At 58.2% G+C, this 26,923-nt stretch carries 24 protein-coding genes and 1 pseudogene; 7 read left to right on the forward strand and 18 right to left on the reverse strand.

All coding sequences use genetic code 11. The annotated features are described in order from the left end of the window. Positions 1–24: 24 nt before the first annotated feature. Positions 25–420, reverse strand: a pseudogene (locus tag SB822_RS28855) (FMN-binding negative transcriptional regulator); the annotation flags it as partial. A gap of 438 nt (positions 421–858) precedes the next feature. Here SB822_RS28855 and SB822_RS28860 point away from each other — a divergent pair. After that, positions 859–2,118: an IS256 family transposase gene (locus tag SB822_RS28860; RefSeq protein WP_410856174.1), complete on the forward strand. Its 1,260-nt coding sequence runs from the start codon at positions 859–861 to the stop codon at positions 2,116–2,118. A 1,067-nt stretch (positions 2,119–3,185) separates the two neighbouring features. Here the strand turns inward: SB822_RS28860 and SB822_RS28865 are convergent. From SB822_RS28865 to SB822_RS28905, 9 genes are all read right to left on the reverse strand, one after another. Continuing rightward, a complete protein-coding gene (locus SB822_RS28865; protein WP_410856175.1) occupies positions 3,186–4,049 on the reverse strand; it encodes an alpha/beta fold hydrolase in 864 nt (287 codons plus the stop codon). An 85-nt stretch (positions 4,050–4,134) separates the two neighbouring features. Then, positions 4,135–5,889 (reverse strand): FAD-dependent monooxygenase, encoded by a 1,755-nt coding sequence (locus SB822_RS28870; protein ID WP_410856176.1) that lies wholly within the window; start codon positions 5,887–5,889, stop codon positions 4,135–4,137. Between the two features lie 153 nt (positions 5,890–6,042). Continuing rightward, positions 6,043–7,386 carry an MFS transporter gene (locus SB822_RS28875; protein ID WP_410856177.1) on the reverse strand — a complete coding sequence of 448 codons (1,344 nt, stop codon included), beginning with the start codon at positions 7,384–7,386 and terminating at the stop codon, positions 6,043–6,045. A gap of 92 nt (positions 7,387–7,478) precedes the next feature. Further along, positions 7,479–8,510, reverse strand: coding sequence for a 4-hydroxy-2-oxovalerate aldolase (gene dmpG / locus SB822_RS28880; RefSeq protein WP_410856178.1), 1,032 nt, complete (start codon positions 8,508–8,510; stop codon positions 7,479–7,481). Between the two features lie 5 nt (positions 8,511–8,515). Then, a complete protein-coding gene (locus tag SB822_RS28885; RefSeq protein WP_410856179.1) occupies positions 8,516–9,469 on the reverse strand; it encodes an acetaldehyde dehydrogenase (acetylating) in 954 nt (317 codons plus the stop codon). A gap of 11 nt (positions 9,470–9,480) precedes the next feature. Further along, positions 9,481–10,314, reverse strand: coding sequence for a 2-keto-4-pentenoate hydratase (mhpD, locus tag SB822_RS28890; protein ID WP_410856180.1), 834 nt, complete (start codon positions 10,312–10,314; stop codon positions 9,481–9,483). 37 nt (positions 10,315–10,351) lie between these two features. Beyond that, a complete protein-coding gene (locus SB822_RS28895; RefSeq protein WP_410856181.1) occupies positions 10,352–10,831 on the reverse strand; it encodes a flavin reductase family protein in 480 nt (159 codons plus the stop codon). Positions 10,832–10,935: 104 nt separating this feature from the next. Beyond that, a complete protein-coding gene (locus SB822_RS28900) occupies positions 10,936–12,447 on the reverse strand; it encodes a 4-hydroxyphenylacetate 3-hydroxylase family protein (protein WP_410856182.1) in 1,512 nt (503 codons plus the stop codon). Positions 12,448–12,477: 30 nt separating this feature from the next. Further along, positions 12,478–13,428, reverse strand: coding sequence for a 3-carboxyethylcatechol 2,3-dioxygenase (locus SB822_RS28905; protein ID WP_410856183.1), 951 nt, complete (start codon positions 13,426–13,428; stop codon positions 12,478–12,480). Positions 13,429–13,800: 372 nt separating this feature from the next. On the opposite strand from SB822_RS28905, the gene SB822_RS28910 reads away from it, so the two are divergent. Beyond that, a complete protein-coding gene (locus SB822_RS28910; protein ID WP_410856184.1) occupies positions 13,801–14,766 on the forward strand; it encodes a LysR family transcriptional regulator in 966 nt (321 codons plus the stop codon). Between the two features lie 107 nt (positions 14,767–14,873). On the opposite strand, the gene SB822_RS28915 is transcribed toward SB822_RS28910, so the two are convergent. From SB822_RS28915 to SB822_RS28925, 3 genes are all read right to left on the reverse strand, one after another. Continuing rightward, entirely contained in the window at positions 14,874–15,944 is a 1,071-nt protein-coding gene (locus SB822_RS28915; RefSeq protein ID WP_410856185.1) for a porin, read from the reverse strand. A 184-nt stretch (positions 15,945–16,128) separates the two neighbouring features. Then, on the reverse strand, positions 16,129–16,668 hold the full coding sequence (locus SB822_RS28920) for a cupin domain-containing protein (protein ID WP_410856186.1): 540 nt from the start codon (positions 16,666–16,668) through the stop codon (positions 16,129–16,131). A 12-nt stretch (positions 16,669–16,680) separates the two neighbouring features. After that, a complete protein-coding gene (locus SB822_RS28925; RefSeq protein ID WP_410856187.1) occupies positions 16,681–17,796 on the reverse strand; it encodes an alcohol dehydrogenase catalytic domain-containing protein in 1,116 nt (371 codons plus the stop codon). 474 nt (positions 17,797–18,270) lie between these two features. On the opposite strand from SB822_RS28925, the gene SB822_RS28930 reads away from it, so the two are divergent. Then, the gene (locus tag SB822_RS28930) at positions 18,271–18,510 is read left to right on the forward strand and encodes a hypothetical protein (RefSeq protein WP_410856188.1); all 240 of its coding nucleotides are present in this window, start codon (positions 18,271–18,273) and stop codon (positions 18,508–18,510) included. A 350-nt stretch (positions 18,511–18,860) separates the two neighbouring features. Here SB822_RS28930 and SB822_RS28935 read toward each other — a convergent pair whose 3' ends face one another. The 4 genes from SB822_RS28935 to SB822_RS28950 all read right to left on the reverse strand — a co-directional run bounded on the left by SB822_RS28935 (position 18,861) and on the right by SB822_RS28950 (position 22,439). After that, a complete protein-coding gene (locus tag SB822_RS28935) occupies positions 18,861–19,184 on the reverse strand; it encodes an H-NS family nucleoid-associated regulatory protein (RefSeq protein ID WP_410856189.1) in 324 nt (107 codons plus the stop codon). A 928-nt stretch (positions 19,185–20,112) separates the two neighbouring features. Next, complete coding sequence (locus SB822_RS28940) at positions 20,113–20,448, reverse strand: hypothetical protein (protein WP_410856190.1); 336 nt, start codon at positions 20,446–20,448, stop codon at positions 20,113–20,115. Between the two features lie 235 nt (positions 20,449–20,683). After that, positions 20,684–21,424 carry a 3-ketoacyl-ACP reductase gene (locus tag SB822_RS28945; protein WP_410856191.1) on the reverse strand — a complete coding sequence of 247 codons (741 nt, stop codon included), beginning with the start codon at positions 21,422–21,424 and terminating at the stop codon, positions 20,684–20,686. An 811-nt stretch (positions 21,425–22,235) separates the two neighbouring features. Continuing rightward, positions 22,236–22,439, reverse strand: coding sequence for a cold-shock protein (locus SB822_RS28950; RefSeq protein WP_410856192.1), 204 nt, complete (start codon positions 22,437–22,439; stop codon positions 22,236–22,238). A gap of 454 nt (positions 22,440–22,893) precedes the next feature. Here SB822_RS28950 and SB822_RS28955 point away from each other — a divergent pair, with 454 nt between their 5' ends. After that, positions 22,894–23,232, forward strand: a complete 339-nt coding sequence (locus tag SB822_RS28955) for a hypothetical protein (RefSeq protein ID WP_410856193.1) — start codon at positions 22,894–22,896, stop codon at positions 23,230–23,232. Positions 23,233–23,313: 81 nt separating this feature from the next. Here the strand turns inward: SB822_RS28955 and SB822_RS28960 are convergent, their stop codons facing one another. Continuing rightward, positions 23,314–23,886 carry a hypothetical protein gene (locus SB822_RS28960; protein ID WP_410856194.1) on the reverse strand — a complete coding sequence of 191 codons (573 nt, stop codon included), beginning with the start codon at positions 23,884–23,886 and terminating at the stop codon, positions 23,314–23,316. A 770-nt stretch (positions 23,887–24,656) separates the two neighbouring features. Here SB822_RS28960 and hfq point away from each other — a divergent pair. From hfq to SB822_RS28975, 3 genes are all read left to right on the forward strand, one after another. After that, entirely contained in the window at positions 24,657–24,950 is a 294-nt protein-coding gene (gene hfq / locus SB822_RS28965; protein ID WP_410856195.1) for an RNA chaperone Hfq, read from the forward strand. Between the two features lie 461 nt (positions 24,951–25,411). Then, positions 25,412–25,678: a phasin family protein gene (locus SB822_RS28970; protein ID WP_410856196.1), complete on the forward strand. Its 267-nt coding sequence runs from the start codon at positions 25,412–25,414 to the stop codon at positions 25,676–25,678. Between the two features lie 891 nt (positions 25,679–26,569). Continuing rightward, the gene (locus SB822_RS28975; RefSeq protein ID WP_410856197.1) at positions 26,570–26,860 is read left to right on the forward strand and encodes a hypothetical protein; all 291 of its coding nucleotides are present in this window, start codon (positions 26,570–26,572) and stop codon (positions 26,858–26,860) included. Positions 26,861–26,923: the final 63 nt, after the last annotated feature.

Below are 26,923 nucleotides of genomic sequence, written 5' to 3' on the forward strand. Positions count from 1 at the left end.
GCAGCCTTGTTTGGATTCGATTGTGAGGTAGTACCTGGACGCATCGACCCTGTTCCAGGTTATGGCTGCGAGGCTTCGTGCGCGCGCGTCAAGCGATCGATGACACTGCGCGCATAACGCTTTCGTCGATGATCGCGATGCGTCCGTGAGCATGGACAATCATGTAATTTCAGGTCGGCACCCCCGCTCGTGCAGTTCATGCTTGCCCGGATACCGGCGACATGCAGGCTTCGCCCCGGCATGAAAGACCACAAGCACCTCGTCGCCATTCGCGACTTCCTGCCATACGTGGCTCGCCCGCGTGGCGCACGCGCAGTACGCCCTGACCTCCCTCTCCCATCGCTAGTTCGAAAGGAATGTGTTGGCGTCGAGTCCGCTTTTCCCATGCGCGACTAACGTGCCAAACGGATGTTGGGCAATGCGATCACAGGCTGGTGTAGATGCAAGTTTAGCGAGGCTCGTGCAGCCAGAACTTCCATGGGATTTGAAGCCCGTCTCCAATCATTAAGGCGCAGTGCCGAACTGCTCATCGAAAGCCCGAACAGTTGTCTGTAGCGAATTCGCATGTACAAGGAGGGGTAATGACGAGCTTGCCAGTTCCGAATCCGACGCTGGTCATTGCTGGCATCGACGTGGCGAAAGCCACTTTGGACATAGCAGTTGGTGTGACATCCACTCCGTTGACTCTTCCGAATGATCATGTCAGCTTTGACTCGATGCTTGAGAAGCTTGCAGGTCACCACGTCGCGCTAATTGTCATGGAGGCGAAGGGGGCCGGGAGACGTCTTTTACCTGCGCTCCGCAGGGGCTGTCATAGATTTTGTGTTCAAGGCATAACATGTAGCTCAAGGAGCATGTATGCCACGCAAACCCAAGACGACCACCGAAGCGCAGACAGCGTTGCCGTCCATTCCGAAGGAACTAATCGACCAGTTCGCGAAGGGGCCGATGACGGCCGAAGCGGTGCATGCCGCTTCGGCGGCGTTCAAGAAGGCGCTGATCGAGCGGGCGCTGGGCGCCGAACTTGGACACCATCTGGGCTATCCGGCGGGTGCCGTGCGGCCAGAAGATGCGACCAACCAGCGCAACGGCAAGAGCGGCAAGACAGTGCTGACCGACGACGGTCCGCTACGCCTGGAGATTCCCCGTGACCGCGACGGCAGCTTTGCGCCGATCCTGATTCCGAAGCACGAACGGCGCTTTACCGGCTTTGACGACAAGATCATCGCGATGTACGCCCGTGGCATGACAGTGCGCGAGATCCAGGGGTTTCTGGCTGGGCAGTACGGTACCGATGTATCGCCGGAATTCATCAGTTCGGTGACCGATGCCGTGATGGACGAGGTGAGTATCTGGCAGGCGCGTCCGCTCGAGCCGATGTACCCGGTAGTGTTCTTTGACGCGCTACGCGTCAAGATCCGCGAGGAAGGGATGGTGCGCAACAAGGCGATCTATCTGGCGCTGGGCATCCTGCCGGACGGCACACGGGACATCCTGGGGCTGTGGATCGAGAACACGGAAGGCGCGAAGTTCTGGATGAAGGTATTCAGCGACCTGAAGGTGCGTGGCGTGCAGGACATCCTGATCGCGGTCACCGATGGACTGAAGGGCATGCCTGAAGCGCTGGGCGCGGTGTTTCCGGCCACCACGCTCCAGACGTGCATCGTGCACCTGATCCGCAACTCGCTGGACTACGCGAGCTGGAAAGACCGGCGGGGGCTGGCTGCTGCCCTCAAACCGATCTATTCGGCAACGGGCGCTGAAGCTGCGCAGACCGAACTGGACGCGTTCGAACAGGGTGAGTGGGGCCAGAAATTCCCGACGGTGGTGGCCGCCTGGCGTCGGGCCTGGGATCGCGTGATCCCCTTCTTCGCGTTTCCGCCAGCGGTTCGCAAGGTGATCTACACGACCAATGCCATCGAAAGTGTCAATGCCCGGCTACGCAAGATCGTCAAGACGCGTGGGCACTTCCCGACGGACGAGGCCGCGACCAAACTGCTATGGCTGGCCTTGCGCAATATCACGGCTGACTGGAGCCGTGCCGCGCATGACTGGAAAGCCGCGATGAACCAGTTCGCGATCCTCTACGAGGATCGCTTCACCAGGAATCATTTGTAGAATGCAATTGATGAGCCTGCCAGATGGCAGGCTTTTATCTGCCTTGCACACAAAAATTCAGACACTCCCTACATGTACAGCACTTCTTCAACCCACGCTATCCTTCTGCCCATCGAGTGCTCTGTCGGCGACAACGCCTTTCCAACCAGTTCAACCAAGTCGTCCTTTTCGTCTCCCGAAAGGGTCGCGATATTCTCTTCGCTGAGGGCCCTTGCGGTGTCTTTCACTCAGTTCTTCGCATACTGCTCCCTCATGCAATCGCATAACAGTTTAATCAGGAAAGCACCCAGCGGAAGATGCGCCTTACCAAGCCACCGGCCAAACTTCGTTTGGTTCAACCAAGGCCACCAGGTCACGTTAATTCGCGGGAGACGACATAGAAAAAAGATTACGAAGTTTATCAGGCACGCAATCACGAACAGCGTAGCGGGAAATACGTGTGCCGGTTGCATGTTGTTCTCCTTCTTCCTTGCTTTTCTTCTTCACCAGCCGGAATGCGGCCCTCGCGCTCCGGCACTAATAAGTTGTAGCAGGTATGGCCCCAACTCTCCAAGGAAGCGAGCTAGTGTTTTCCCGAACCTAGGTCAGCCGATTTTTCTCTGAAGAATTAAATCCTCTCCTTTCCAGATTCCAACAACACGGCCGCTCAGCACGGGGTAAGCCGAGCGAGGTTGCAATCCGAGCCCTCATCCTACCGTGCCCACTAACCCGGCCTTCAGGAATACCTGTGCGGCTTATCAATTCTTCGACTGTTATCAAGGGTCCCGTTTATCCAACCCCTCATGCGCACACTCGACACCACTGATTCTGCAATGGATGACCGACGTTAGCTGATAGGAAGACAAGCGATGCGCGCTGCGTCGACGTCCTAGCTCTCGGTATGAGGAGTTAGTGACTCGGTGACAAAGCTCCAACTTGTGCACACGAACCGCGTATGTCTCGAGTGCTCACAGGCAGGCTGAACGCGGGCATGAACCGGGAGGCAAGGGAAAGACAACTCAAGCCTCGTCCTGAAAGTCGACCAGCGAACCCGGTACAGCGGTTCGGTCCGCTGGCACGGTCGCAGGTTAATGGGCAAAGAAATCCAGAACCATGCGATTGAACTTGTCCGCATGCTCCCACTGAGCCCAGTGACCGCAGCGATTGAAAATGTGATACTCGGCGTTGGGCATGCCCCACAGCAATCGAAGGCCGACGTCCATCGGGACAAAGCGGTCATCACGGCCCCAGATGATGAGCGTCTCGGCCTTCACCTCGGAAAGTCGATGTCCGACATCCGGGAACTGCTTCGGATTTTCTTCGAGGCTCTTGACGAAATTATCAAGGTGTTCTTTCCGCGAAAGCATGTTATCAAGGCGTGCCTTGAAGAGGTCTTCGGTCAGATTGCTCGTGTCGAACACGAAGACGTTCATCATTCGCTTCAGGTTTTCAATCGTTGGGTCTCGATAGAGCCCTTGGAGCAGCTTGATGCCTTCCGTGGGCATCGGTACAAACTGGCTCGGACCACCCGTGCCACCGCCCATCAGAACAAGCTTGCCGACTCGCTGCGGATTGGCCATAGCGAACGCAACGGCACTGTGACCACCCATCGAATTCCCGATGATATGGACAGGTCCTTGCACATCAATCGCGTCCAGCAGTCCCTTTAACGCTCGCGCGTTGAGCTCGGAGCGCGAGCCAGTGCACACAATCGGGTCACTTTTGCTCCAGCCTGGGCAGTCCATCAGGATGATGCGATAGCCCTTCTCGACAAGCGGTTCGAGATTGCGATTGAAGTTGGCCCATCCGCTTGCGCCCGGGCCCGAGCCGTGCAACATGACGACCGTCTCCGGCCCCTTGCCCATGTCGTTATAGTGAATCTGGAGGTCCAAATCGCCCTCTTTGATACGTGCATATTTGCTTGTTGTTGCTTCAGTCAATGCTGTGCTCATGCTTGATTCCCTTCTGTAGGTACGTTGGTCCATTGCAGCAGACGTTGCTGCAGCCATGTCAATGACGCGATTCGTTCCACATTGATTACATTTTGCCCAAAATGCTTTCGAGGGCTGACCGAAGCATCTGACGCGCCGTCGCGCGGTCAAACACGCCCGTCTGTTGTCTCCAGGCGACGTAGCCGTCCGGCCGCACAAGGAGGGCACCCGCTTCCTCAATCTCGCGCTGACGCTGCCACTCGCAGTAAGGGTCCTGGTGTTCCGCCTTCCCAATAACTAGAGCGTCCAGGAACGGCAAATCCAATTCTTTAACTGCCTGCTCCCAGGCTGTACCGGAGAGGCCCGTCAGCACTGTGAACTTGCCTTTCCCGACAACGTCCAGCGTCGAGACTCGTTGGCCGCGCCGGTCGATAAGCCACGCGTGCGGAAGCTTTGCACCTGGCCGCGTCGTCGGCTGCAGGTACAACTCAGGGTCACGCACCCATTCCTCCGACGGCACGTGCGCTTCAGCGATTACTGCGGTGGACGCGTAACGCTGATTCATTTCCACGCCCTGAGCATTAAATTCCTTGTTCTTCAGTTCGAGCGCTTCCTGCGCAAGCATCCGCGCCTTCACACCTTCTGGCCCCGGGTCCTTGAATCGCGCGATTCCAGCGGCAACGGGATTTTCTGCGCCTTCCACGCTGAACACCGCTTTGATGGGTGCGTAGTCGCGACGGGACTGGTTCGCGCGCAGAACAATCTGTTTGCCGACGGGAGCGCGCTCATCCGAATAGCTTTGCAAGAGGTGACTACTCGCATATCCCTTGAGAGCGTATGCAAGCTTCCACGCCAGATTGAAAGCGTCCTGAACGCACGTGTTCAGACCGAGCCCGCTCGATGGAGGATGCCGATGCGTAGCGTCGCCTCCGCAGAAAACCCGTCCTTTGGAATAAGACGTGGCGTAGGCCTGATTGACATACCAGACCGACTTACGTACGACGTCGACTTCGAGCTCCGGGTCGCCAACCAGAACCCGAATTTTCTCGAGTACCGTTTCGTCACTGAGGTCTGGGTCGCCTTTGGATATATCGAAACCCCACCCAGCAATCCACTGGGTCCACGGCTTTACCGCCCGAAGGAGACCAAGTCCGATTTCCCCGAAGCTCGCATGCGGGCTCACAATCCAGTGCAGGATGCTCGGTCGGTGCTTCACATAGTGACTGAGGTCTGCATTGAAAATGACATACGCCGTTCCAGCACGCGCCATCTCACCTTCAATTTTCAGGTCAAGTTCCTCGACAACTTTCGAACGCGCTCCGTCGGCGCCGACCAGATACTTTGCGCGCATCGCGTATTCGCGCCCCGTCAACCGGTCCTGCAGGCGCACCGAGACGCCGCTCTCGTCCTGTTCGTGCGACAGATACTCTGCGTTTGTCGAAAATGTCGCGCCACGTTGAGCCGCGTTCTTGAACAGGATGGGCTCCATTTCCGGCTGCGTAATGTCGACAAGTGGGCACGGGCTGCCCTTGACGTAGTCTCCATGGCGCTCGTGACCGGTACCCCAGGCACGGATACGAATCAGTTCTTCACCAGCGAGGCTTGTTGCGAACAGGCTGTCGCCCATCTGGTCCCACGGCGTTGAGTTCCGAATTACCTCTTGCTCAATATCGAGGTCACGATAAACCTCCATGGTCCGTTGGTTCGTGATGTGGGCGCGCGGCGTATCGGCAAGCCAGTTCCAGCGCGAAACCATATGTGCACGAACACCGTAGGTAGCGAGCGCCAAAGCAGTCGTTGCGCCCATCGGACCGGAGCCGACAATAACGACATCCGTGTCGAATTCAGTGGTGTTTCCCATAGTCACATCCTGAGCTTCATAAAGATTGTTGAAATCGCATCCATGGGCACACCCACTGGCTGCACACGTTAGAGAGTCTCTGCGTGCCGGGCGCCTCGCGCGCCCTTCGTTACCTCGTTGCATTGGCCAATCGGTCCAGCCGCTACGTCTGCATCAGGCCTGCTCGAGGGTGTCGAGCACATCCTTGTGCTTCACACGTACGGCCTGCTCCGGGAAGGCGAATGCAATGCACAGCGCACCGACGGCCGACAGAACGGCGATGCCAATTACGCCGGGGGCCAGGCTGCCCGTCGAGGACTTGATATAGCCAAGCAATGGCGGGCTAGCGAAACCTGCGATGTTGCCCAACGTACTGATGAAAGCGATGCCAACGGGTGCGGCCTTCTTGCCAAGATATGCAGGAGGAATCGCCCAGATGAGCGGCCCGCTGGCACCTGTTGCAAAGCTGGCGACTGCGAAGGAGATGAGCATCAATGGCAACGAATGAGTGGACGTGCTCGCAATCAGACCCAATGCAATCAGGCAGAAGCAAAGTGCAAGGTGCCAGCGACGCTCTTTGAGCCAGTCGGAACTCCAGCTCAGTACGATGGCTCCGACAAAGCCCATAGCGAGCGGAATCGCTGTGAGAAGCCCGACGTTCACCAGCGAGGCCACACCACTTTCACGAACAATCGTGGGCAGCCAGAAGAACAGCAGATAGTTGCTGCAGATGGCCGTAAAGAAGAGGAAGGCCACCAGATAGTTGGTCGGGTTCCCAAGAACCTGACGTAGCACCCCTGCTGAATGGTCTGTCGAGACGACTTCTGCCGCGAGGTCTGCGTTCACCGCCGACTTCTCTGCATCGCTCAGCCATTCAGCCTGGTCAGGGCGGTCGCGGAGCATCTTGAAGCAGACGAATCCCATAGCGCAGGCAGGCAATCCTTCCAGAATAAAGACCCATTTCCAGCCGGCCAGCCCCCAGACACCGTTCATTGAACTGAGAATCCATCCACTCAGAGGAGCCGCGACCGAGCCGGCAGCCGCATTGGCCACGAAAATGACTGCCGTCACTCGAGCTCGCATGCTTGCGGGAAACCAGAAGGTCAAGTACAGGACGATGCCTGGGAGGAAGCCGGCCTCAAACGCGCCCAACAGCAGTCGCAACGTCACGAGGTGACCGACGCTCGAGATGAACGCCGTGGCGGCCGTTGCCAGTCCCCAGAGCACCATGATTCGAATAAACGTGCGTCGTGCGCCCCACTTCGCGAGGAGCATGTTGCTCGGAACTTCGCAAATAGCGTACGTGATGAAGAACGCCCCCGCAGCAATCCCATACCACGTCGGGTTGATACCCAACGCGTCACTCATCTGGAGCTTGGTGAACCCCAGATTGATTCGGTCAATAAAGGCGATGCCATAGCACACGAACAGCAGAGGGATGATGTGCCACCAGATTTTCCGGTATGCCACACGCTTTATCGCGTCTGGCTCGTATTTCGAAGTAACGTAATCGTTCATGTCTTCCTCCAAACGTGGATGGACGTTTTTCTTTTTATGTTTGCCGGACTCGATACGAGCCCGGCGATTCACATCGATTCGACTGACAGCTGTCAGGCTGCTTCCTGTTCGTCGCGCTGTCGAACCAGGTCGAGTGCAACGTCGACAATCATGTCTTCCTGACCACCAACCATCTTTCGCTTGCCAAGCTCGATGAGGATGGTGCGTGTATCGAGCCTGTACTCCTTCGCGGCGGCCTCGGCATGACGGAGAAAGCTGGAGTAGACGCCGGCGTAGCCGAGGCTGAGCGTCTCGCGGTCCACGCGGACCGGGCGGTCCTGCAGCGGACGCACGAGCTCCTCGGCCGCATCCATCAGTGCGTAAAGGTCAGTGCCATGGTTCCAGCCGTACACATCTGCAGTGGCGATGAAGACCTCGAGCGGCGCATTGCCCGCCCCTGCGCCCATTCCTGTCAGACTGGCGTCGACTCGAATCGCGCCGTTTTGCACGGCGACGACAGAGTTCGCTACACCGAGAGACAGGTTGTGATGTGCGTGGATGCCGCGTTGGGTCTCAGGCTTGAGCGCTTCGTCGTATGAACGAAAGCGTGCCGCGACATGGTCCATCGTCATCGCACCGCCCGAGTCCGTCACGTAAATACAGTGGGCGCCATACTGTTCCATCAGTTGTGCCTGCTCGGCGAGCTTGGAAGGACCGACCATGTGCGACATCATCAGAAAGCCCGACACGTCCATGCCGAGCGAGCGCGCATATTCGATGTGCTGCTTCGAGACATCAGCTTCCGTGCAATGCGTCGCAACGCGCACGGAACGCACGCCGAGTTCGTATGCCCGCTTCAGGTCGTGGGTCGTCCCAATGCCGGGAATCAGAAGCGTGGTGAGCTTCGCGTGAGTGATAACTTCCCCGACCGCCTCAATCCATGCCCAGTCCGTGTTGGCACCGAACCCGTAGTTGAAGCTCGAGCCGGAAAGGCCATCGCCGTGCGCGACTTCGATGGCATCGACTTTTGCAGCGTCAAGCGCCTTCGCGATTGCGCGAACGTGGTCGAGACTGTACTGATGACGGATGGCATGCATGCCATCTCGAAGCGTCACGTCCTGGATGTACAACTTAGGCTTGTTCATGGTGCTCACAGCGCCTCCGCTTCAGTGTTTTCGTGCGTCTGACGGCGCACGATGCGCTCTGCAGTCGAGAGTGCCGCAGAGGTCATGATGTCGAGATTTCCCGCGTAAGCAGGCAGGTAATGTGCTGCACCTTCCACTTCCAGGAACACGGTCACCTTCAGGCCCGTGAACCACTTGTCCATTTCGGGGATGTAGAGACGGTTCTGCTCCGTGTAACGATGGAACTGGACCTGTTGCTTCATACGGTAGCCAGGGACGTATGAACGCACCTTTGCGACGGTTGCCTCAATCGAGGCAGCGATAGCGCCTTCGTCCGCGCCCTCACAGAGGCAGTACACCGTGTCGCGCATGATGAGCGGCGGCTCTGCCGGGTTGAGGACGATGATTGCCTTGCCGCGCTTTGCGCCGCCGACGTCTTCAATTGCCTTTGAAGTGGTCTCAGTGAATTCGTCGATGTTGGCCCGCGTGCCGGGACCAGCCGACCGCGACGAAATCGATGCCACGATTTCGGCGTAGTGGACGGTGGCGACCTGGCTCACAGCCGCCACAACAGGTATGGTCGCCTGGCCACCACACGTCACCATGTTGACGTTAGGGGCGTCGAGGTTTGCTTCCCCGTTGACACAGGGGACGGTGTACGGACCGATTGCCGCCGGAGTCAGGTCAATGACGCGCTTGCCATGTTCACGAAGAATGGCATCATGCTTTTTATGGGCACCAGCCGACGTCGCGTCGAAAACAATCTGGATTTCGCCGAAGTTCGGCATGCGGGTCAGGCCATCGATGCCTTCTGCCGTAACTGGCACACCCATTCTTGCGGCGCGCTTCAGGCCATCTGACTCAGGGTCGATGCCGACAAACGCTCCCATTTCAAGCACGTCCGAAAGACGGAGCACCTTAATCATCAAGTCGGTACCGATATTGCCGGAACCGATGATGGCCACTTTGGTTTTGGACATTGAAGAACCTCTTAAACGAATTTAGCCGTGACTTCGCCGAGTCCCGACAATTGAGCGACAAACGTGTCGCCGGCAGTGACCGGGACCATGGGTCCCAGCGCGCCGGTAAGCACGACATCACCGGCTTTCAGAGGACGGCCTCTGCGTGCAACTTCGCCCGCAAGCCATACTGCTGCGTTCAGTGGATGACCAAGGCAAGCCGCGCCACTGCCAGTCGACACGACGTTGGGCCCGGTACTGACACCTTCGTGTTCGCGGCGCATCGTCATTTGCAGCGCGCGTAAATCCAGGTCGTCAATTCGGCGGGCGGGTCCACCAAGAACAAACATTCCGGATGAAGCGTTGTCGGCCACAGTGTCGAAAATCCGGATGTCCCAGTTCGCGACGCGACTGCCAACAATCTCCAGCGCCGGCAATACATAGGCCGTGGCACGTATCAGGTCTGCTATCGTCGGCGTCTGGATGTCGAGGTCTTCGCCAAGGATGAGTGCAACCTCGGCTTCAATCTTCGGTTGATGTAGCTTGGCGACATCGATAGGCTCGGCCTCGCCGGCGGCCATATCGGCGAAGAGCATTCCGAAGTCGGGCTGGTCAACGCCCAGTTGCGACTGGACCACCTTCGAGGTGAGTCCAATCTTGCGTCCCACGAGGCGACGCCCTTGCGATTCGTAGAAGCGAGTATTTGTGTCCTGGATGGCATAGGCCGTGTCGACGTCGTCGCTCGACGTGCGCGTGCGCAGCGGAGCAATTGTCAGTCCAGTCTTGAAGCAGTCCCGCAGCTCGGCTGCCAGCGCCTCAATATTTCCTGCACCGGAGACCGGATGCTCGATGGTTGCGTCAGACATGAGAAAACCTCTTTGAACGTGTCCGCAAAATGCGGAATCAGGACAGGGCATCAACTTCGAACGAGTGGTATGCGCCCCTCCAATGGAGTAGCGGCGACTTGTCTGCCACCCTCGTTCGCAACACGCGTCCGATAAAAATCGTGTGGTCGCCCGCTTCCACTTCCCGGTCTCGAACGCACTCAATCCAGCCAAGGCATCCCGCGACAAGAGGAAGCTTCTCGAGGCCCTCCATCGATTCGACCTGCGCGAACCTGTCCAGCGGCTTGCAGAAGGTGCGCGACACCTCCTCTTGGTCCGAGGCCAGAATGTTCACGGCGAAGTGCGCAGCCCGACTAAAGATGGGATACGAGAACGAACGCGTAGTCAGGCTCCACTGAATCAGCGGTGGGTCCAGAGAAAGGGAAGAAAAGGAGCTCACTGTCGCGCCGTATGGTTTCCCTTGTTCATCCAGCGTCGAAATCACGGTGATGCCCGTCGCAAAATGACCGAGTGCGTGACGAAACGCCGCGTCGTTCATATCGCGTTGGTCCGTAGATGGACGGTCCGTTTGGCTGCTCGCTGACATGGTTTTTTCCCGCTGTGTCGTTCGTGGCCCGGGACAAACCGAGCCCCAATTCATCGTCAATTCAATTCCGCTTCAAGTTCTTTGGCGGCGCCGTTCGTGGGATTGCTGGTCGTATCAGGAGCACCGGCCAGCGCCAAGGCGTTATCAACAAGCCGCTGCATATCGGGGTTGCGGTTGCTCAGATAATTCATGGCGAGATTTCGCACCGGGTCACCTGCGTAGTAGCGTTCGTACTGCACGAGGCGTTGCCCAAACGCTTCGCCCGCGAGGTCCCATGCGAGCTTGAAGAGCCTCACCCGTTCGACTGAAGGCATATCGCCTGCACCCTGGTAGTACAGCGCGAGGTCATCGGTGAGTTCCGGCGCGCGGAAATCTGCGCCACTCGGCATAAGCATGAAGCCGCCGGCGCCGATGGTCTGCAACACCTCGATGACGCGGGGATAGGCATACGGAAGCATGGTGCGGATGGCCTGAAGCGGCGCCAATGAAGGACGGACGGTGCCAACTTCTGACGGTTCCGACTCATACTCCGAGCGCACAAGTGCGCTCTTGATTTGCTCGATGTAACCCAGCAATTCGCCTAGCATCTGTTGCACGTGCAGGAACTGGTCTGCCTTGATTGACTTCGCTACGGCAATTGCAAGTCCGACCGAGAACTGCATCTTGATGAGCGCACGCGTGTTGGTCTGGTGCGCGGTGTGATTGCGAAGTCCCGTGTGCGAGTAGAGCTTGTTCGAAAGCTCCACCTGGCGGTAGCAGAAAACGCGCTCCCACGGCACGAACACGTTATCGAAAATAAGTAGCGAGTCGTTTTCTTCGAAACGCGTCGAGAGCGGATGGTCATAGCTTTCGTGTGCTTCGACGTAGTACGGGTCACGTGCAATCTGCCGCATGCCCTTGATGTCCGTCGGCACCGCGAAAATCAGCGCATGGTCTTCGTCACCCACCTTGAACTGCGGCAGGTTGTACATAATCATCTCGTCAGAGACCGGGCCGAGCGTCGCAATCATTCGGGCGCCGCTGACATAGATGCCGTCTTCGGTTTCCTTGACGACCCGCAGGTGCATGCTCGCCTGCTCTGATGACTGCTTCGAGCGGTCGTTCTGCGGGGTAATGAGCGCGTGGCTGAGAAAGAGGTCGTTGTCGCGGACATACTCGTAATACTTCACGATGTTGTCTGCGAATTGCTGACCACCCTTCGCGAAGTCGTGGCGTGCTTCCCAGAAGGCGAGCAGCGTCACGTTCATGAAGTCCGGGGAGCGACCCATCAGACCGAAATTCGTTTCCGCCCAGATGCGATAGGCTTCGCGACGTTTGCGCAGGTCGCCTGCCGACTTTGCCGGCATGAATGCCGAGCCAGCACGCTCGCCCGTTTCCGGAACGACGTAGGTGACCTTGTCCTGAAGTTCGGGGTCGTGTTGGGTGTCGTACAGCGCCGCCAGTTGCTCAACGGCTCCCTTGAACGCAGGATGCGTCGTGACGTCGTCGACACGCTCGCCTCGCACCCAAACGTCGCGCGGACGGCTGCGGAGTCCTTCGATGAACTGCTTACCGGTTCTGATACCCATGACTTATCTCCTTGATTCGCGATGGCGCGTTCATGCGCGCGACGTCTTCGATTGAGCAAACAGCATTGCCATACCAGCAATCCACCCCTGGATGGCTTCGTAGTAGATGAGGTCGGATTCGTATTCGCCTTCCACTGAGAGCGCAGCGAAAGCTGCTACCCATGCGAGCACTTCCGGGCCGCCGCGCCCTGCCTTTTCGCGGACTTCTCTGGTGGTCAACCTGTCGAACCCGGCGAGATGTCCGAGCCGGAGACGCTCGAGGAAGCTGGCATCCCAATCCGGGTCGACCGGCAGGATGGCCGGGTCACCGACGAATGCCCGTGCGCCAGCGGCAAGAACGCGTTGTTCCCGGGCCTCACGCATCGCGAGTGACGGGTGACGACCATCAATGAGCCGCTCCTTGACGTCGTCAGGCGCGGTAACGATGCTTGGCGTAGGCGGGTCATGAGACAAGCCGCCGGAGGCAGAGATGAGCACGTGCTTTCCGGTCGCCACCGCCCACCGACCTACCGCCTCACCCAGCAGGCGAGCCCGCTTGAAAGTAGGCAGCGGCGGCGCAGCGCAGTTGATAAAGATAGGGATGGTCGGGTATCGCGTGAATGAACCGAACATCTGCTCCCAAATCTGCACGAAGCCGTGGTCGACCTCCATGCGGTACGAGACAGCGACGTCAAACCCGTCCTCAATTAAAGTTTCGCTGAGGTGCATCGCCTCTTCTGAAGCGACCGGTAACGGTCCGGCAGCGGTATCCCAGTCACCAACTGACGCAGCGTTAATGCCGACGCAAAAGCTCGGCATCACGTCGTAGAAAAATCCGTTGAAGTGGTCGGGCGCAAACTGGATGAGGAGGTCCGGCTTGAAGCGCTCGGCGCGTTCGGCGAGTTCGCCAAAAGCACGCTTGACGGCAGTTCGGACTTCATCCGAGGTAACGCCGTCTTTCATAAGAGGCGTATGGGATGCGCTCAGCACGGCCAATGGCACGGTCTGTCTCCTATGTATGTTTGGATTCCGTTCGAACCAGGATACGTTGCGAGAGGCGCTTGGTATCGGTTCGTTGAATACATAGTAGCGACACGCCTGTTATGCCGATAATGCGGCTTTTCTATAGTCTCCATCCGTTTTTTGTTTATCGGTAAAAACCCTCAATGCTCGGCGACACTCCACCAAGCTCTACAGATATTTTTGTTGTTAATCAGATGTTTACGCTCGCCGACAAAGCCACAGTGCTAGCGCACTGGTCCGAATTTTCTCCCCCGTGCAAACCCTGGTCGCAGAGCACCATCGAGCGCGGCATATAATCATTTTATGGATAACAAGCGCCAAGGTTTGACGTATTCGGCGTAATGGAGACACATGATGGACTCGCGGCTTATCGAATACTTTCTCCGCGTCGCAGAGCTTGGCAGCATCAATAAGGCAGCAACCGACCTCCGCCTGTCGCAGCCGGCGCTCTCACGTCATATTGCTTTGCTTGAACATCAGGTTCGCGCGAAGCTATTCACGCGAACGCAGGGCGGCGTCACCCTGACCGATGCCGGAACACTATTGTTGGAACGTGCTCGCCCTATACTCAGGCAACTCACAAAGCTGGTCGAGGAAGTTGGCGACCGGGCTGCGGGCCAGTTGTCCATAGGGCTAGCGCCGTCCTGGCAACACATGTTCACTTCGAAGTACATCCCGAAGCTCGTCGAAGAATTCCCTGGCGTGTCATTGCGAGTACACGAAGGGGCCAGTCATGAACTGCGCGAAGTCATGCACTCCGGGATGCTTGACCTGGCGATAGTCCCTTTCGAAGGGTCGCCGCCACAAGGGTATATTCACACGCCTCTTGTTCGTGAACCGCTGATACTTGTCTCACAGAAGGGTGCCGACTTGCAGCCAAACCGCCCTGTACCGTTGTCACGCCTTGATAACCTCAAACTGGCGCTGCCGGGCAAACCGAACGTCATCCGAACGCAGATTGAAAATTCGCTCGAAAGAAAGGGCTTCCAGTTCAAGACCATCTTCGAAATCGACGCGATGAATCTTTCGATAGAACTGGCACGTCAAGGTGTCTGCGATACGGTGACGCCCTGCTGCGCAGTCAGCGACCATCCTCGGTGGGAAAAGGAGGTTGCGTGGAGTCCTATTCGCGGTATGTACATGACATGGGCGATATGCGAGAACACCGCCAGGTCGCATTCACCCGCTGTGCGGGAGGGGCAGAAGCTAGTTTATAAGCTTGTCGATGAAATCCTGGCTCAGGGAACGTGGCTTGGAGCAGAGCGATTGAGCAAAACCGCGAAGGCTGCCGCTTTTGAGCTGGTTGAAGAGGTGTAGCGGCCGGATGGCTTGCAGCGCACGATTGCGATGCCGAGCCGCCTATTAATGCTGAAGTGTGGCGCGATTGCTTAGACGCGCCACATCGATGCACGCAACGGAAACGCTTAGAACAGGGTTCGCAACCCGAGCCGCAGGACCGTCTGACTCGCGCTCGACGACGTCGCAAACGTGCCATTTATCGACGCGAACGCGTCTGCTCCGCCGCTAGCCCGCTGATAGATTGCATTGACATACACGTCCGTACGTTTGGACAGTAGGTAGTCAAGCGTAATCCCACCTTGATTCGAGTGATTGTTTGTCAGCTCGTCATTGCCCTTCGCATAGATATAGTTTGCGTAGAGAAAGAGGTCTGGTGCGAACGTATATAGGCCACCAATCTCGTAACTGTCGACGTGCCCGCCAGTGAACGTATTGCGCGTATTCGTGTAGAGGACATCGAGCGCGAACTTGCCGAAATCATATCTCCCGCCGGCGCCCCAGTTGCGAATCCCAGAGTGGCCGTTGTCGATACCGTCTTCCTTTGAATACGTGTAAGCGGCATCCAGACGGAGCGGCCCATTATCGTAGGAAGCGCCGAAGCTAGAGAGGTTGTTGCTACCGGTCTGCCCTGCGATATTGCTAAAGCCATACATCGCGCCAAATCTGAAGCCGTCGTAATGCTTCGACGTAAACTTCACCGCGTTGGGCGTAGCTTCGCCGCCCGCTATCCGCGTGTAATCGAAAGTGCCAAGCGGCGCCCCAAGCTTGGCAAAGGGTCCACCTGGAAGCTGATAGAGGCTTACATACGGTATCTGATGACCCCAACGCGCGATGGACAGGTTATCGAACATGTAGTCGAATTGCCGACCCAGTGTCAGTGTTCCGTAGGGCGACGCGATGCCGACATATGATTCACGACCCGTAAATGCTCCTCCTCGAGCCGTGCCGCTGTTAAGGTCTGGCTGCGAATCCATAACTGCTAAGGTTTGAAATCCTCCCCCAAGGTCTTCGATAACACGTATGCCGAGAAGATTCGGCGCCTGGATGCCCGACGCCATTTGCACGAGCGAATGTCCGCCCGAGTTGCTGACATAGGTGACGCCGTTGTCGAGTAGACCGAATAGCGTCACAGAACTCTGCGCTTGTGACTGCAAAGGAAGCATTGCAATTGCGATTGCGAGAATCTTTTTGTTCACAGGAGCACTCTCAGAAATCCATGGCAACAACCTGCCATGCCGACGCCGCAATAGCGGTCGGACAGATGTTTGAAGTCGGAGGTCGAACGCCCCGTCACACGTTCAGTGCGATGAGGCGCCGCGTCGCAGGCACCGCGCCCCAGAGGAACTACTGTGTTCGATGGGGCGCGTCCGTTTCCGGAAGTCAGCTAGATGACGCCGACCCGAGCAGAACGAACAGAACTGTCGCGGGAGCTGCCGATGGATTGCGCCATGCGTGCCGCGTGCCTCGCTGAATCACGACGTCGTTCGCCTCCAGCTCTTTGGTCTTCCCGTTGTCCAGTTCGAGGGTTATGCGGCCGGTAAGCACCACGCCGTAGTCCAGCGTCCGTGTGGTGTGCATACCCGGACTCTCGGCCTCAAATGTCTCGGCAAGACCGGGCACTTTTTCCATCTGCTCACGGTGTGCTGCCATGCCGTCGAACTGCTCGCTGAGCATCACGCTATCGGGCGGGAACGTGACGACAAGCAGCCGGCTGCCGCCCGGACCGGGAATCCATGACGTGGGCCACGGTCCCTTGTCAGAAAAGTTGGAGTCTGCAGCATTGCCTCCCTCAGTCGCCCACAACATGGTGACGTCGAAGCCGGGTATGGACTCGAACTTCGCGCACCACGGTGATGACCCATCCCCAACAAAGGTGGAAGCACCGTCGCTGTCAATCGACGTGACAATTCGCCTTACCATGCCCCCTCCCGCTCAGACTTGCGATGGGTTAATCACGACATTCGTGAATCCACCATGGCGATGGTTTACAGCGTCGAGTGCCTCATTGATTTTTTTCAGCGGGAAGACCTCGTGCTCGAAGACGGAAAGGTCAAGCGCGCCGGAGTCGGCCATCGCTGCCATGTTTTCGCCTTCTGCGGGCGTGAACCACAGCGAGCCGATGAACGACTTCTGCTGGCACATGAGCGGGAAAGGCTCGAGCGGAATCGGGTCGGAGACACCGCCAACCGAGACAGCCTTGCCACCACGACGAAGAGCTGAGAAGGAATCCAGCACGTTCGACACCGGGGCTCCCGGACCGAGCGCCTGGAGTACCACATCCACGCCGTAGCCTTCTGTCGCCTCCATGACGATGTCGTGCACGCTACGCTCGCCAATGACAACGGGGTGAATTCGGGCCGGGTCGAGTTCCTTGAGCTGCGCCAGCAGTTCCTTGTTTCGACCAGTCGCGAAGATTGTCCTCGCGCCCATCGCAAGAGCGCACAGCGTACCGCCCAATCCCAGCGTGCCAGTCGCACCATCGATAATTAGCGTCTGCGATGCCTCCAGTCCAGCTTTTCTGAGACCCGCGTAGGCCGTGCCGATATACCCAAAGCGCGCCCCCTGTTCAAACGAGACCGACTCCGGAAGCCTGACCAGGTTAGTCGCGGGCGCTGTCATGAATTCACTGAATCCGCCGCACGGATAATCCTCGTAGATTTGCTGGGAACCTGGCCCGAAGCCGAAATAGCCCTGGAAGGTATAAGCGGGGCAGTTGGTGTTATCGCGCCGACGGCAAGCCGGGCAACTGCCGCATGAGAGGCCCGGATTCACATAGACGCGGTCGCCTGGCTTGATGCCGCGAACATGGCTACCTACCATTTCAACAACGCCGGCAGCATCCAGGCCGTAGATGGCAGGGAGCTTCGGCAGAGGCAGAAACGGAAACCACTTCGGGTAGTGGGCCACCACGTTGTGCAGGTTCGGCACAACGCCGCAGGCCTTGACACGGACCAGTACATCGGTCGCACGCGGCTCCGGAACCGGGATTTCGTCGACTTGAAACAGTGCTCCTACTTCGTGCAATCGTGCGGCACGCATCGTCTTCATGCTTGTCTCCATTTAAGTAATCGACGTTCAATTGAAACCGTTTTTATTTATTTCACCTTGCACGTAGACGTTCGATAGTCTTGCGCGACGTGGCTTGTTTGGACGATGGCTTCCCCCTGTCCGACGCCCGCTTCGCCGACTTCCACGCCAGCCCCGCCTGAATAATCGATTTATGTGGAATCGGACTAAAGGTCCGCTTTCCCAGTCCGGCCAAGGCAGAACCGATGGACACGTCGTGTGCCAAGGTTGTTGGAGGTTAAGTTACAGCACGGGCGCAGCCGACTGTTATGCAATCAGCCTATAGCTGTTATTCATCGCGACCTCTCCGTGTCGCGACAGGTTCGGCGGCTCGATTCAACACCTACGCTTTCGTTGCCGATACTCAAATGCCTGCGGTTAAGTCTGCGCATAACTACTGAACGGGCCTGAACTCGCACAACTGCTTCGTCCAAGGCGGGTCGGCCGGATGCGCCGGTGGCTCGGCTTGCGAAGGAGCAGGATTCGTTGCAGGAATTCGGGTACCTCCGGGCGCTCGCCCCGAAGATGACGGTGACTGAGTTCAGCGCACGCGTCGCGAGCGCGTTCTTCCTGTGGGCAAAGGAGCTGCTCGAGTCCGAACTCAACCGCAACGCACTGGCGTCAACCGTTCAGTACGACCTCTTTGATGGCAACCCTGATTGCTGGAAGACGTATGTCGCCCAAATGCAGAAGTAGGTGGGATGGTTTTGGGCCGGGCTTCCTGAGATGAAGAGCAGCGCCTCGGACGACCCGGTACGCGTTGACGCAAACGAGGCGAGTCCGATTGAGGCATTAGTCGCAGCCGCGCCGTCTGTCGAGTGGGATGCGCCCGACGAGAAAAAGGGGTGGCCCTAGCCACAACCGGGGCCGACGTCCTGACATGCATCTACTCACGGCCCACTAACTCGGTTTCGAGATTCCCCAGCGCCCGAGCTTCGCACCAGCAAAAGCAATGTCAACGAGAAAGGCCTGACAATCAATTTTCGGACGGCGCACCTATGTGCCATCATGAAAAATCGGACTCGTCGCCGCCGTGGGCGACGTTGCTAACGACCATCCCGTCGCGCCAGCGGGCTTCCCGCAAAGGGGTCATCGCGCCAGTCCACGGCTTTACCCGTCTGTGGCAGCGCCGCTTGCGACGGTAATTCAAAATGTTCTAATGATTGCCCGGCGCTAATTGCCTGCTTCAGCCATCGCGGCATTTCCCCTTCGCCACTCCACACTTCGCCCGTCGCATTGCGGTAGCGTGCTTCTTTCTGTTCCGTTTGGTCGCGCGCCAACACTGCTGCCAGGTCTTCTGGCTTGATGCCAAACTCTTTTATCCGGCGGCGGAGATAAGCAACCATGCTGTCCCGCTTCCGTTCATCCATAAGATATTCGTCCGTCAGAATCGTCCGACTTTTTCTCTTCCAGTGCGATGCATTAATGCATCGATATCCACGCTCCCTCGTGTCACAGGTTCGCTCGGCCCGCCTCTTTTGTGTAGTACAACCATCATAACGCGTTGTCCTTTCGCCGCGCTAAAGGGCACGCTGCCTTGTTTCTTGCCCGGGCGAAAAGGTGGACGCGGACCGGGTTCCGCGCATTTGCGAGGTGCCTCCGGCACGCAGCCGCGCGTGCGTTCCTGGATGCGCTCTTGCGACCCACGCCTTCAACTGTTTCTATTCCCACTTTAGGTTACTTTGAGAGCGCAATTAGGCCACACATGCGTCACGCAGCCGGTGCTATGCTGGAATACAGCGCGCTCTCAGGCAGAGAACTATGGACCGGACATACGCATACAAAGGCTACTCTATCCGGGTCACGGTCGAACCTCACACCGAGCCCGACTTGCGGGGCGTTCTGATGCGCGAAGCGGGATTCGCGAGCGTCGTGGAAATATTCAGCGCGGGTGCCGCCATGCCCAGTTTTACTCCGATGCGACTCACCGATGCGGATGGACTGTGGTTCAGGAGCCCGGCGGATGCGCTCATGGGAGGGTTTAGCGCCGGGCAGCGCGCGGTAGATGACCTGCTACAGGATGGTGCGTCCTAGCCGAGATTACTCTTCAGGGATTCCGACCGGCTGGTAGCCTCGTACGTCAGAATCCAATGGCCGGCGCAATATCAGGACGCCGGCCTTTTTTTGCTAGCCCTTCCCACCTGCTTCTGCTGGATGTTTGCTGCCTGCTTGCCTTTCGGGCCCGGCTTCACGTTAAGCTGACTTTCTGGTCTTCCTCGAGCGACTTGAAATCCTTGGCCTGAATTCGGAGAAGTGCGCGAACAGGTCTTCGCCCCGGTCGTCCGGCCCTGTTGGTGCTTACGCGCCGCAGAGGTCGCTGCAAGACCCGCTGTATCGAACCTCGAGCGACGACCGGTCCTTGAAAACAAGCCGTTTAACGACGCCACAATCCTGGAAGGTATGAACGGCGCTCCGGTTCACAAACACGCCGGGGCACTCGTCAGGAAGAACGAGCTGCATCAGCGAACCAAATTTTCGCGTCGCTTCGAAGAAGTTGGCCTCGCGCGACGGCTCCGCTATCCCCAGCCAATACACGAGCGCTGCGCTGGGGTCCTGGGCATCGCGCGCAAGAAAACGCAGTGTCTTTGGCCCAACGGGGTATGAAGATGGTTCGATGCATGGCACATCGCGCATGTGGGTCTCCGTGGGTGATGGGCGAGGTTCGTGGCGTATTGTCCTGACGGCAGGTCCGGCGCCACAGGTCAACCCGGGTACCGCTCCCGTTGCATGGCGTATCTGAGTCGCTGCGCATTATCGCGGAATGGATGCAGCGCAGCGAACGCGTCGTGCGGGGACGCTTCCGCGTCTCCAGTGCCCTGGCGCGAGCGCTGGGGACAGCCGCTTTCGCGCCGTCGTTCAGGCGTCGGCGCTAGCCCATGTACAGGCCGCCGTTCAGCGAGAAGTCTGCTCCTGTTGCGAAAGCCGCTTCGTCGCTGGCCAGCCAGGAAACGATTGAGGCAATCTCGGCGGCTTCTCCGAGACGGCGAACCGGAATGCCCTGAACAATTGCGTCCAGTATTTCGGGCCGCACGGCGCGGACCATATCCGTCCCGATGTACCCCGGAGAAACCGTATTCACCGTGATACCCTTTGTCGCCACCTCCTGGGCAAGCGACATCGTAAAGCCGTGAATCCCCGCCTTGGCCGTCGAGTAGTTGGTCTGGCCAAACTGCCCCTTCTGCCCGTTCACGGACGAGATATTGATAATGCGGCCCCACTCCCTGCTGACCATTCCCTCAATGACCTGTTTGGTCACGTTGAACAGGCTGGTCAGGTTGGTCGCAATGACGTCGTTCCAGTTCTCCCTCGACATCTTGCGAAATACGCCGTCCCGGGTGATGCCCGCATTGTTCACCAGCACGTCAATCTCACCCACCTCTTTCTTCACCTTCGCTAAGGCGGCCTCGGTCGACTCCCAGTCCGCGACATTGCCTTCGGACGCGATAAAAGTGAAGCCCATCGCAGACTGCTCGGCCAGCCAGCGCTCCCGTCGAGGAGAGTTCGGCCCACAACCCGCCACGACGGTGAGCCCATCATTGTGCAGGCGCTGACAGATTGCCGTTCCAATTCCGCCCATGCCGCCGGTTACATAAGCAATTCGCTTCGTCATGTCTTTGACTCCTTGTCGTTACGGTCAGTGCCTGGAATATTCTTGCCACGGTGACAAGAGAACTTGCTCACGATTTGATAGCACTACTATTTTTTTATTTAAGAATTCGAGCTGCTTCGTACCGGTTCGTCAAACTTCCGCCAACGGTTCTTAGAGACGCGGTGCGGGCGACCGGGCGTCAGCAAGGGCTCGATTTACATGGCCCTCTACCAGAAACACTCCCTAGAGGGCAGCCGTCGCTCCCGGTGTCTGTCCGGTGCAAAGCCAATAGACGTCGAGATTGAGAAAGGTCGCAATCCGCGTGAACGCATTTAGCGGTGGAACCGTGATTCCACGGCGCCAGAATTGCACGTCGCGTTCACTCACGTCGAGCCGTCTGGCGGCACCGGCGGAACTGATGCCAGCGCGCCTCAACGCGGTGTCGAGGCGTGCGGCAAGGGCGCGCCTCAGGCTACTGTCCTCATCGCTACGCTGAAGGTGCTCGATGGTTTGAGCGCGTTGATTCATCTCGTTTGAAATCTCTCAGAAATGTTTTTATGGTCGCCGCCTCTCGCGCGTGCCGGTAAAGCTTACCAGCCATTCTGGCAATATCAAGTCACATCAGGCTATCAGCCTTGATAGTTGCACGCGCATACGATGCAATAGCACGCGGTTGTCTCAGGGCGACCGCTGGTTGACCAACCCGACGCGGGAACAGCTGTCTGCGTGCTCCGGGGAGTACCACACATACCCGCGTATTGCTTCCAATACACATCGGAGCAAGAATGGCTCTCGAAGAGCAATTTGTTCGTGCGGCAAGAGTGGCGACGGATTACTGCGGCTGGATATTTGCTGCCTGCTTGCCCTTCGGTCCCTGCTTGACGTCGAAGGTCACATGTTGGCTTTCCTGCAGCGACTTGAAGCCTTTTCCCTGAATTTCCGAGAAGTGCGCGAACAGGTCCTCGCCACCGTCATACGGCGTGATGAATCCAAAACCCTGCGCATCGTTAAACCACTTGACAGTACCTGAAGCCATAGTTTCGAAAACTAATTGTATTGACGATGTGCTGCCAACGGCGAGCATGAAAGGTGTTTGTAACACAGGCAAACTGCTACGGGACATACGCGTTTACGATATTTGACGCGGTTCAAGCGTTGTTTCAAATCCGACCTGCTGTGACCCATCCCGCATATCGTCGGATGATAAGGAATGCCTTGCGCTTCAGGTGCTGGAAGATAAAGTTCGCGTAATCTCTCAGGTTTGTTGTGCATCACGGCAGGGACGAACTAATGACATGGCTGTTCGCCCCGCATCGACGTAAGCCGGGGTGCCGCAGCAATCATCTGCGGAAATCTGTCATCTGCACTGTACTAGCAGGTTAGCCGTTCAGTGATGGATTCGTGTGCGCGCGATGGGAGGGGTCAGTTACGCGACAGGGACAGAACGAGGTCAACATCGAAATGCCAGGATGTTCGGCCGAAGAGACATCATGAAATTCGCTGAAGTTCGCTCAGCATATTCAAAAGCCCGGCAGGTCACTTTCCGCCAACTGCGCCGTCTCGCTCCGGTTCTCGATGACGTACTCGGCGCAGGAGAAGGCGAGCATGCAGACCTGGCCGTCGGCCTTGCTGCTGAGAACTGCTCGACGCGTATCACTGCATGCACCCGGACGAGATTGCGCAAGCTCGCCTCGACGCCCTTGAATCGCAATAACAAAACCTTGTCGGATTTATCCGGCGGATTTCGGGAGCGACGCCACGATGTGCCTTCTCGCTCTTCATTCTTCGCGTTCAATGGCGACAGCGCCGTGGGGAGCGCGCTGATGTAGCGGCAGACGTATGGCCGCTAGCACAATTGCGGGCGACGGGTCGCATTGGGCCGCCGGTCCGCGCTTCCAGACGTTTCGAGTTCAGTGCACAGACCCATGACGTGCGCCGCCGCCCCAGTAATGGCCACCGCCACCACCGCCGCCGCCGCCGCCGCCGCCGCCGCCGCCGCCGCCGCCGCCCCAACCACCACCGCCACCGCCACCGCGCCATCGATATCCGTGGCCAGTCCAGCCGCCATGGCCGGCCCAGCCGCCTCCTTGCCCGTGGCCCCAATAGCCGTGCCCGCCCCAGCCTCCATGGCCCCAGTGACCACGATGGCCGCCGTAACAGCAGGCGCCCCAATAGCCAAAGCTGAGCGACACCGAGGGCCCCCACCACGGCCAACCGTAGTACGGATACGCGACGGGGTAATACGCAGGCTCGACGAAGACGGGCACGGCGGCTGCGATATACGTGTTCGTCGATGCCGTCACACCTGCCGCTGTGCCGGGGGCGCCCGCGTCGGGCATCGTGAACGGATACGGAGGCGTCGCCACCTCACCGTATGGAACGTAGCCGTAGGGCACGTAGTAGTAGCACCCGGACAAGGCTGCGGAGACCGCGACCACGGTAACGGCGCTGCGAGCGCGCGACGATGCATCGAGCGAGTTCATGACGTGCTCCTCGGGGCGCGACCCATGTGCGGCGCACCCACACATTTAGCTTATGTCAGCAAGCCAGATACCGCGGGCCGGACGTGAGCCCGACGCGTTGGCCGCCGTTTGCGGAGCGACGGTCAGGCGCGAACCTCTGAAGGCCTGTTCGTCGGTGTCGCAGGCGAAGGTGTATCCGTACGTTGCGCCGTCGCCAGTCGTTCGAACTGGACTCGACGTGAGGAGAACGCAGATGAACAGGCTCATTCGTTTTCTGGTCGCTGCCGCGCTCGGCGCGGGGTCGACCAGCTTCGCGCAGGCGGGTGGGGTGTCTGTCGGCATCGGTGTGGCGGGCCCCCGTATATGTCAATCCGCCGGTTTTCCATGCGCCGCCGCCCGTCATCTACGGGCCGCCAGTGATATATGGACCGCGCCCCTGACCCGGATACTATAGTTATCCCTATTGGTACAGCGGATATCGAGGCTACTATGGCCGCGGTTACTACGGCCCTGGTTACTATGGACATGGGTACTACGGCCGAGGCTACTATGGACGTGGTTACTACGGGCATCGCGGGCGGCGCCACTAGAGCACACGAGTGACCGTTTCCGTGAGCACTATCTGGCCCCTGGCTGACGGGGCTTCACTTGCTCAGTTATGCTCACAGTTGTTCGGCGCGTACCACTACCAACACGAGGGCGAGCTGACGCCGTTGAGTCGCAGCAACATACTGCCTATGGAATAGCTGGCGGCTTCAGCTATCGCCGGCGCAATCGAAGGACCTATCGCATTGACCTCAGAACATGACCGCACGCCCAGCGTACAAGACGACTTTCTGCAGACGCTCGTAAGGGACAAGACCACCGTAAACGTATTCCTCGTGGACGGCATCAAACTGAGTGGTCAACTGACCGCCTTTGACCAGTTTGCAGTTCTGCTGGGGTCTGGTCCAGCCGTGCAACTCGTATTCAAACATGCCATTTCGACCGTGCTGCCGGTCGATGGCAAGGGCCAGACACGTGAGCCGACCGAGGTGCCGGTGAGTGGCGACAAGCCGAACCACGTGCGAGGCCGTGTCCGATGAGAACTGCCATGACATGCCGCGGCCTACGCTTGACCTGCGCATAGCCAGGCGGCGTCCACTTCGAGAAATTCAGAGAGCGACGGGCTCCTCCACGACCGCGTCACACATCTCGATGCCATTGCAATAACGGGCGCAGACGCATCGGTTGGGTGGCGGTGCGAGAAGAAACACTTTTTCAACGGTGCTCCAGATAGGCCGATTCAATTGGCACCCCGACCGTTAGCGGCCTGCAATGGAATCTTCGTCGTTTGCAGCTCCTGCATCCGTCGACGTCCGCAGAGCACCCTTCCGCAGCCCAGCGCGGAGGACGTTGTACGGGAAATCGCGGCTGAGACCAATACGCCTGCGGAGCCGGCATCGAAAATGCAGCCGACCCGGGAGCTTCCATACGACGCGCTTCATCAGTTGGTCACCATTGCCGAACATGCTGGGCGTTGGGCATACATCTTCAGGAGGTGAGCATGGCTGATTTTCAGGCACAGGCTGCTACAGCCCAGCGAGCAAATCTTGACTTCTTCTTCGGCCTGGCCGGCAGCATGCTGGAGGGCGAGGAAAAGCTCGTGAGACTGAATCTGGATGCGGCGAAAACGACGCTTGCCGATTGGTATCAACGCGTGCAAGACGGGCTGACGAAAAAGGAGGACGGACAGGAAGTTACGGGCTTGCAAAACGCGCTGCCGCTGCCCTCGGCGGAGAAGGTCCTGACGTACGAACGTCAGGTTGCCTGAAATTAATTCGGCCATGCAGGCCCAGTTGGCAGAGGTTGTCAATGCTCAGTACCTCGAAGTCAACCGCCAGGTTCAATGGTTCGTTGAGAACGTCTCGAAAAAAACCGCAGAGCAGGCAATATCGATGTCGCCCAAAAACTAACTTGAGCATCTCAACGAAAGCTCCATCGCAGGTAACCGAATCGGCCGACGAGGCGTGGTCGCGCAGCTCGGCGTCGGACTCGTTGGTGACGTTCACTCCAGCGTATCAAGCCAATTGAGTCTTCTCGGCGTTCTCCTGAGGAAGTCAAGTATCTCTGCCTTCGGGGTCGAAAATATTGGAGGTCTCATTGCCATGGACTTCTCCGGAACCGTAACATCGCGGGCAGAGCTGCCACTGCGCTCCGTCGCAATTTGGGCATGTGATGGTTTCCGAGTTGGACGACATGTCTGAAACAGTCTCGATTTCGATTATCTGCACCTTTCCCGTCCCGCCACAATTTTCACACCTGATTTTTCCTTGGCCACCACATTGCTGACAGGTAGTCATGGTCTCCTCCTGGTGGTTAGATGTACACGACCATACTACTCGGAGCGGCTGAGAACACGGTCGGAATCGCGCGTCCCGCGCCGAGTGCGACAACGACAAGCTTCGATACATTCCAACCTTGACGAAACGCGTTTGGCAAAACTCCATGTTGCGAGCGAGAAGTGGCAACGCTTCCTCATCTTGGCATCTTGGCGTTTGCAAGGGCTGGACACTGACTACACTTCATAGCAGTTGCGACGGCCCCATGCGGGCCGAAGCGGCGATGCGGACCAGGTTTTGGCGCGACCCTTGCCACCTGGCGCAGCTGGATGGTCGCGTCGATGCCCAGGCCGTTCCTATGGTTCACCAACAGGAGGCAAGCCATGCAAACCGTCGTAAGAAGATATTCCGGAAAGGGAGCCAAGGAATTGTTCGACGTGCTGGAACAGCGCACGGCGGATATTGAGGAACTGATGCGCTCAGTAAATGGTTTTGTCGGATACACGCTCATGCGCACTAGCGAGGGTGGCCTCTCGGTGACCGTCTGCCAGGACAAGGCAGGTGTTGACGAAAGCGTCCAAAAAGCGAAGGACTTTGTTGCGAAAAACGCTGGAAGCACGGGTGCGGGCGCACCTGAGGTATTGGAGGGGCAAGTCCTCCTTCACCTGAAGTAACCACGTGTCGGGTTCGACGAGGGGTGTCCCAGCCGCTACCCCGATACAAGTCGGCCTTCGAGA

Source organism: Paraburkholderia sp. SIMBA_054 (genome assembly GCF_046534875.1).
Lineage (GTDB): Bacteria > Pseudomonadota > Gammaproteobacteria > Burkholderiales > Burkholderiaceae > Paraburkholderia > Paraburkholderia hospita.